Annotated in this window: 10 protein-coding genes; 3 read left to right on the plus strand and 7 right to left on the minus strand. The window is 64.0% G+C overall.

Annotation, left to right across the window (positions count from 1 at the left end):
- Window positions 1-6: 6 nt before the first annotated feature.
- Window positions 7-453 carry a YidB family protein gene (locus B3H86_RS11620; protein ID WP_292054075.1) on the plus strand — a complete coding sequence of 149 codons (447 nt, stop codon included), beginning with the start codon at window positions 7-9 and terminating at the stop codon, window positions 451-453.
- Between the two features lies 1 nt (window position 454).
- Here the strand turns inward: B3H86_RS11620 and truA are convergent, their stop codons facing one another.
- The 5 genes from truA to B3H86_RS11645 form a co-directional block, all read right to left on the minus strand.
- A complete protein-coding gene (gene truA / locus B3H86_RS11625) occupies window positions 455-1,204 on the minus strand; it encodes a tRNA pseudouridine(38-40) synthase TruA (protein WP_292054079.1) in 750 nt (249 codons plus the stop codon).
- 1 nt (window position 1,205) lies between these two features.
- Window positions 1,206-2,144: a methionyl-tRNA formyltransferase gene (fmt, locus tag B3H86_RS11630; RefSeq protein ID WP_292054082.1), complete on the minus strand. Its 939-nt coding sequence runs from the start codon at window positions 2,142-2,144 to the stop codon at window positions 1,206-1,208.
- 65 nt (window positions 2,145-2,209) lie between these two features.
- Window positions 2,210-2,422, minus strand: coding sequence for a hypothetical protein (locus tag B3H86_RS11635; RefSeq protein WP_292054084.1), 213 nt, complete (start codon window positions 2,420-2,422; stop codon window positions 2,210-2,212).
- The gene (def, locus tag B3H86_RS11640) at window positions 2,422-2,982 is read right to left on the minus strand and encodes a peptide deformylase (RefSeq protein WP_292054087.1); all 561 of its coding nucleotides are present in this window, start codon (window positions 2,980-2,982) and stop codon (window positions 2,422-2,424) included. The genes B3H86_RS11635 and def overlap by 1 nt, the downstream gene beginning before the upstream one ends.
- Window positions 2,983-3,070: 88 nt before the next feature.
- The gene (locus tag B3H86_RS11645) at window positions 3,071-3,490 is read right to left on the minus strand and encodes an acyl-CoA thioesterase (RefSeq protein ID WP_292054089.1); all 420 of its coding nucleotides are present in this window, start codon (window positions 3,488-3,490) and stop codon (window positions 3,071-3,073) included.
- A gap of 160 nt (window positions 3,491-3,650) precedes the next feature.
- Here B3H86_RS11645 and B3H86_RS11650 point away from each other — a divergent pair, with 160 nt between their 5' ends.
- The gene (locus B3H86_RS11650) at window positions 3,651-3,974 is read left to right on the plus strand and encodes a YnfA family protein (protein WP_292054097.1); all 324 of its coding nucleotides are present in this window, start codon (window positions 3,651-3,653) and stop codon (window positions 3,972-3,974) included.
- Here B3H86_RS11650 and B3H86_RS11655 read toward each other — a convergent pair.
- Together B3H86_RS11655 and B3H86_RS11660 are read right to left on the minus strand one after the other, a co-directional pair.
- Window positions 3,964-4,665, minus strand: a complete 702-nt coding sequence (locus B3H86_RS11655; RefSeq protein ID WP_292054091.1) for an NAD-dependent deacylase — start codon at window positions 4,663-4,665, stop codon at window positions 3,964-3,966. The two genes, B3H86_RS11650 and B3H86_RS11655, sit on opposite strands and share 11 nt — an antisense overlap.
- 2 nt (window positions 4,666-4,667) lie before the next feature.
- The gene (locus B3H86_RS11660; RefSeq protein WP_292054093.1) at window positions 4,668-5,549 is read right to left on the minus strand and encodes a LysR family transcriptional regulator; all 882 of its coding nucleotides are present in this window, start codon (window positions 5,547-5,549) and stop codon (window positions 4,668-4,670) included.
- Window positions 5,550-5,727: 178 nt separating this feature from the next.
- Here B3H86_RS11660 and B3H86_RS11665 point away from each other — a divergent pair.
- Window positions 5,728-6,336 (plus strand): alcohol dehydrogenase catalytic domain-containing protein (locus B3H86_RS11665; RefSeq protein WP_292054095.1); only part of this gene is annotated, 609 nt, incomplete at its 3' end.

The raw sequence follows: 6,336 nt of genomic DNA on the forward strand, positions 1-6,336 counted from the left end.
CGCACCATGAGCTTTTTTGATCAGATTGCAGGCAAGGCAGGTTTTCCGGGCGGGGGCGAGGCGATCAACGGCGTGCAGGAGTTGATCGAATCCCAAGGCGGCGTGCAGGGGCTGACGCAAAAGTTCAGCGCCGGTGGCCTCGGTGACATTGCCAAATCCTGGCTGGGTCAGGGCGGAAATCTGCCCGTCTCGGCCCAGCAGATCGAGTCCATTCTCGGATCCGGCCCGATCGGCCAGTTCGCGCAGAAGCTGGGTGTGTCGCCCGCTCAGGCTGCCGGTGTGCTGGCGATGGCCCTGCCGATCATCATCGACAAGCTGACGCCGGACGGCGACGCCGCCAATCCGAAACAGGGCGTGGATATGGGCGACATCCTCGGTGGTCTGCTGGGCGGCGGTGCCGGTGGCGGACTGGGTAACCTCGGCAGCATCCTTGGCGGGATGTTGAAGAAGTAGGTTACGCTTCGGTGTCGTAGGTTACGCCGGTCAGATAAAGGCCGTCCGACGGTGCAACCGGTCCGCAGCGCGTGCGGTCGGCGGCATCGAGGGCGGCCTTGAAATCTTCGGGCGTCCAGCGGCCAAGACCCACTTCGGCCAGCGATCCGGTCATGGAGCGCACCTGACGGTGCAGGAAGCTGCGCGCCTCGAACACCAGATGCACCTCGTTGCCGACGCGGGTCACACGCGCCACGTCCATCGTCTTGATCGGGCTTTGGGCCTGACACTGGGCATCACGGAAGGTGGTGAAGTCGTGCTGGCCCAGCAGGCTCTGGGCGGCCTCGTGCATGGCCTCGGCATCCAGCGGCTTTTTGACGTGCCAGACGCGGCCCTGATCGATGGCCGGACGGCCCGGACGGTTCAGGATGCGGTACAGGTATTTGCGACCATTGGCCGTAAAGCGCGCGTGCCACTCATCCGACACCGGAACGCAGTCCAGCACCGACACACGCTCGTCCAGCATGTGGGCGTTCATGGCGTTCATGACGGTGCGGGCGGGCCAGTCCTTGTCCAGATCGACATGGCAGGTCTGTCCCGTGGCGTGGACGCCCGTGTCGGTGCGGCCCGCGGCGGCAATGCGTACATCCTGACCGCTGAACGCCTTGATAGCAGCCTCCAGCGCGCCCTGAACCGTGGGCTGGTCTTTCTGGGCTTGAAAGCCGTTATAGGCCGAGCCGTCGTATTCGACCGTGAAACGGAAGCGGGGCATATCAGGCGCGCTGAGCCGAACTGAAAACGGTGCCTGTAGGGAGTTTGAAACCGTTGAGCAGTTCCGCGCCCGACTGCTGGGCCTTGCCCGCACGCTGGGCGCGGATCAGGCGTACGGCCCCGTCACCGCAGGCGATGGTCAGGTTCTGGTCCAGCAGTTCCCCCGCTTGGCCCGAGGCATCCACCACTTCGGACAGCAGGGCCTTGATGCGGACGGGCTGGCCATCGACCTCGACCTCGAACCATGCGCCGGGGAAGGGTGACAGGCCACGGATGTGGCAGTCGACCTCGGCGGCAGTGCGGGTCCAGTCGATCTGGGCCTCGGCGGAGGTGATCTTCCTGGCGTAGGTGACCTCGCCGAACTGTTCGACCTCTTGTGCGCCACCGCGCTCGATGGCGGCAAGGGCGCGCGACCACAGGGCGGCACCGGTGTGGCTCATGCGCTCGGACAGGCTGGCGGCGGTGTCGGTCGGCAGGATGTCCATGACCTCCGACAAGATGATGGCACCTTCGTCCAGACCCTCGCTCATACGCATGACCTGAACGGCGGTCTGTTTATCACCGGCCATGATGGCGCGCTGGATCGGCGCGGCACCGCGCCAGCGCGGCAGCATCGAGCCATGCAGGTTGAAACAGCCCAGGGCCGGTGCTTCCAGCACTTCGGTTTTCAGGATCTGGCCATAGGCCACGACGATGGCGGCATCCAGATCCAGCGACTGGAACTGGGCGATGGCCTCGTCGGATTTCATGGATTCCGGCGTGAATACCGGCAGGCCCATCGACTCTGCAAAGGCATGGACGGGCGAGGGGGTCAGCTTCTGGCCACGGCCCTTGGGGCGGGGCGGCTGGGAATAGACCGCGACGATCTCGTGACCGGCGGCGATCAGTTCGGCCAGCGACGGCACGGCGAATTCGGGGGTTCCCATAAAGGCGAGGCGCATGATGACTCCTTCATCCCGTGCCGGAACATGGACGGGAGGGCCTCGCCTTTAAAGGAAGGTGAGGCTTACTGCCAGCGGGTGTGGGTGCTGCCGTCCAGATCCCATGCACCGCCCGCGTCCAGAGCGTCGTCGAAATCGAGCAGACGGTCCAGCAGCAGGCCGGCAATGACGCCGATGGCGGCGACGCCCACGATGGTCGCAGCCGAAGCCACGCCCACCTTGGCAGCGCGGGTCATCGGGCGACGGGACTGGACTTCACGACGTTGGCGACGGGGCATCAGGCAGCCATCCTCTGGTGTTTCTTGACCTTGGTCACAGCACGGTCGCGGCGCAGGCGCGACAGGTGATCGATGAACAGAACGCCGTTGAGGTGGTCCAGTTCATGCTGGAAGCAGACCGCGTACAGGCCGTCGATCTCTTCCTCGATCTTTTCGCCCTGATAGTTCAGGTAGGAGACGCGCACGCGGGCCGGACGCTGGACCTCGTCATAGTAGGACGGGATCGACAGGCAGCCTTCCTCGTACGGCATAGTCTCTTCGGAGGCCCAGAGGATTTCAGGGTTCACGAAGAAGCGCGGGTTGCGGGCAGCCTTTTCAGCCTCTTCGCCCTCAAGACCCTCGGCTACCTCGCCGTCACCCAGATCCATGACCACCACGCGGTCCAGCACACCGATCTGCGGCGCGGCCAGGCCGATGCCGGGGGCGTCGTACATGGTTTCCAGCATGTCATCCATCAACGCACGGGTTTCGTCCGTCACGCTTTCGACCGGCTTGGCCACGGTCTTGAGAATGGCCAGATCGGCCGGAATGTCGATGGTCAGAATACGTCGGATAGCCATGATCGGGAGGTAGGGGCTGCTGGTGACAAGGTCAAGGAATAGCGACCTTGGCACCATAATATCATATTTGGCGAAACGGTGCGGCAGCTTAGCCGAGCGGGGCGATCTCGGGCAGAGGACGCGGCTTGCGGTCCTCGTCGATCGCCACATAGGTGAAGATGCCTTCGGTCACGCGGACGCTCTCGTTCTCGGCCTGGCCGCGGGCACGCTTCCATGCCTCGACGTGGACGCGGATCGAGGTACGGCCCGTGTGGATGATGCGGGCATAGATGGTCACCTCGTCACCGATGGTCACCGGTTGGTGGAAGACCATGCCGTCCAGAGCCACGGTCGCGCAGCGGCCACCGGCACGCTCGAACGCGGGGGTGGCACCGTGCAAGTCCATCTGCGCCAGCAGCCAGCCACCGAAGATGTCACCATCCGGGTTGGTGTCTGCGGGCATGGCAATGATGCGGCCATACGGCTTGGTCGTCGGCAGGGTGGGGGGATTGATGGCGTCGGTCGTCATTTGAAATCCGTCGTGTCCCGAGACTTGCCGCTCGGGACCATGCAGGGGGACAGTGTATTGCTGCATTGCAAAATGACGGTGCGGGCTCTTTTTCGCAAATCACCTTGGGTGTCGGGATGAAACGCTTGTGCTGGGTGCTGTGGGGTGGTCCATACAGGGTATGAAACTGGCTCTGGTCTATCCCCTTGCTGCCCTGGCCGAGATTGGCGGCTGCTTTGCCTTCTGGGCCTGGCTGAAGCTGGACCGCTCGCCGCTTTGGCTGGTGCCGGGCGTGTTGAGCCTGATCGCTTTTGCGTGGCTGCTGACACTGGTGCCCAGTGACGCTGCGGGGCGGGCGTTTGCGGCCTATGGCGGGGTCTATATCTGCGCGTCTCTGGTATGGATGCGGGTGATCGAAAAGACCGTGCCCGACCGTTGGGACCTGATCGGCGGGGCCGTGTGTCTGATCGGCGCGGGTCTGATCCTGTTCGGTCCTAGAGGCTAGCCAGAAAGGGCGGCAGTACCTCGGTGGCGCGTCCGTAAAGGTGTTCCGAAAACAGGTTTTGCCCTGCGCTGGGTTCCAGATTGATTTCGACCGTCCGAGCGCCGGCCATAGAGGCGAGTTGAACAAAGCCCGCCGCCGGATAGACATTCCCCGACGTGCCGATGGACAGGAAGACGTCGCATCGCGCCAAAGCCTGTTCGATCCGTTCCATCTCCAACGGGATTTCCCCGAACCAGACGATGTGCGGGCGCAGATAGCCCGCCGGATCGAAGGGCGAGGGGTGGTAGGGCTGAAGGTCGCTGTGCCAGTCCATGATCCTGCCGGTGCGGGTGCAGCGCACCTTCAGCAGTTCGCCATGCATGTGGATGAGGGAAAAGAACTCGGAAGGCCTGATCCGCTCGTGGGCGCGGTCGTGCAGGTCATCCACATTCTGGGTGATGAGGGTGAACTCTCCATCCCAGCGGGCCGCCAGTTCGGCCAGTGCCAGATGGGCGGCGTTGGGTTCCACCTGTGACAGGAAGGCGCGCCGCAGGTTGTAGAACTCCTGGACCAGCGCCGGATTGGCGGCAAAGCCTTCGGGCGTGGCCACTTCTTCCACGCGATGCCCTTCCCACAGCCCGTCACTGGCGCGGAAGGTCGGCACGCCGCTTTCAGCGGATATTCCGGCTCCGGTCAGGACGACGAGGTTCATGGCTAAATCCTCTGCGTGTTCAGATGGTCGTGCAGCCATTCGATCATGGCCCGCACCTTGGGCGGGACGTGACGGGGATGGGGATGAACGGCCCACACACCTTCATCCGGCGGACGATGTTCGTCCAGTAGGGAAACAAGGTGACCCGATAACAAGGCGTCGCGCACATAGAAGTCCGGTAGTTGGCACAGACCCAGCCCTTGCAGGGCCGCATCCATCACCGCCGTGCCGGAGTTGCACCGCCAGCGGCTCATCGGCGTCAGGGTGATTTCGCGCCCGCTCTCGGTGAAACGCCATTGCTGGGATGTGCCGCTGAGGGTGTCGTGGCTGGCGATCTCGGAGAGGTCGCGCGGGGCACCTCTGCGGGCCAGATAGTCGGGGCTGGCGCACAGGATCAGGGAGCGCGAGGCCAGACGCCGCGCCATCAGCCGCGAGTCCGTCAGATGGCCGAAACGGATGGCCAGATCATAGCCCTCGCCCACGAGGTCGCGCAGGCGGTTGTCGAGATCGAGGTCGATCCGCAGTTCGGGATACTGCCGTGCGAAGGTATTGACGGCGGGGGCGATGAACCGCTCGCCATAGGAGACGGAGCAGGTCATCCGCAAAAGGCCGCGCGGGGCGTGGTCATCGGGCTGGATGGCCGCCAGCGCCTCGTCGCGCTCGTCGATCAGACGACGGCAGCGGGCTAGGAACTCGCGCCCCGCATCGGTCAGTTCGACACGGCGCGTGGTGCGGTGGAGCAGGCGCGTCTGCAAGCGGTCTTCCAGCCGCGCGATCTCGCGACTGACCGCCGAGGTGGACAGCCCCAGCCGCTTGGCCGCGCCGGAAAAGCTGGCCTGCTCGGCCACCGCCGTGAACTCGTCGATCCCGTCCCATCTGCTCATCGGGACGTTGCAGCAGGATTGTTGCTCATACGCAATAATGTTTTGCGGTTGTCGCAGTATCGCCAGACACAGACGCAGCGTAAAACAACACTAACGTCAGACCATCTTGGGATTATGCCCTCAAGTCGCGAGCCTCCGCGAGGCGAGCATAGGGCGTCCTGAAAGGACAAAACCAACTATGAAAACCCGCGCCGCCGTAGCGTTCGAAGCCAAGAAGCCGCTCGAAATCGTCGAAGTCGATCTGGAAGGTCCGCGCTTTGGCGAGGTGATGATCGAGATCAAGGCCACCGGTGTGTGCCACACCGACGCCTATACCCTCGATGGTCTGGACTCTGAAGGCCTGTTCCCGTCGATCCTCGGCCACGAAGGCGCGGGCGTTGTGGTCGAAGTCGGCCCGGGCGTGACCAGCCTTGAGGTCGGCGACCACGTCATCCCGCTCTACACCCCGGAATGCCGCCAGTGTAAGTCGTGCCTGTCGCGCAAGACCAACCTGTGCACCTCGATCCGTGGCACCCAAGGCAAGGGCCTGATGCCGGATGGCACCTCGCGCTTCTCCTACAAGGGCCAGACCATCCACCACTACATGGGCTGCTCGACCTTCTCNNAGGACGCGCCGTTCGACAAGGCCTGCTACATCGGCTGTGGCGTGACCACGGGCGTGGGTGCCGTGACCAACACCGCCAAGGTCGAGCCGGGCTCGAACTGCGTGGTCTTCGGTCTGGGCGGTATCGGCCTGAACGTCATTCAGGGCCTGAAGATGGTCGGTGCCGACAAGATCATCGGCGTC

It is taken from the genome of Brevundimonas sp. UBA5866, from assembly GCF_002432125.1.
Lineage (GTDB): Bacteria > Pseudomonadota > Alphaproteobacteria > Caulobacterales > Caulobacteraceae > Brevundimonas.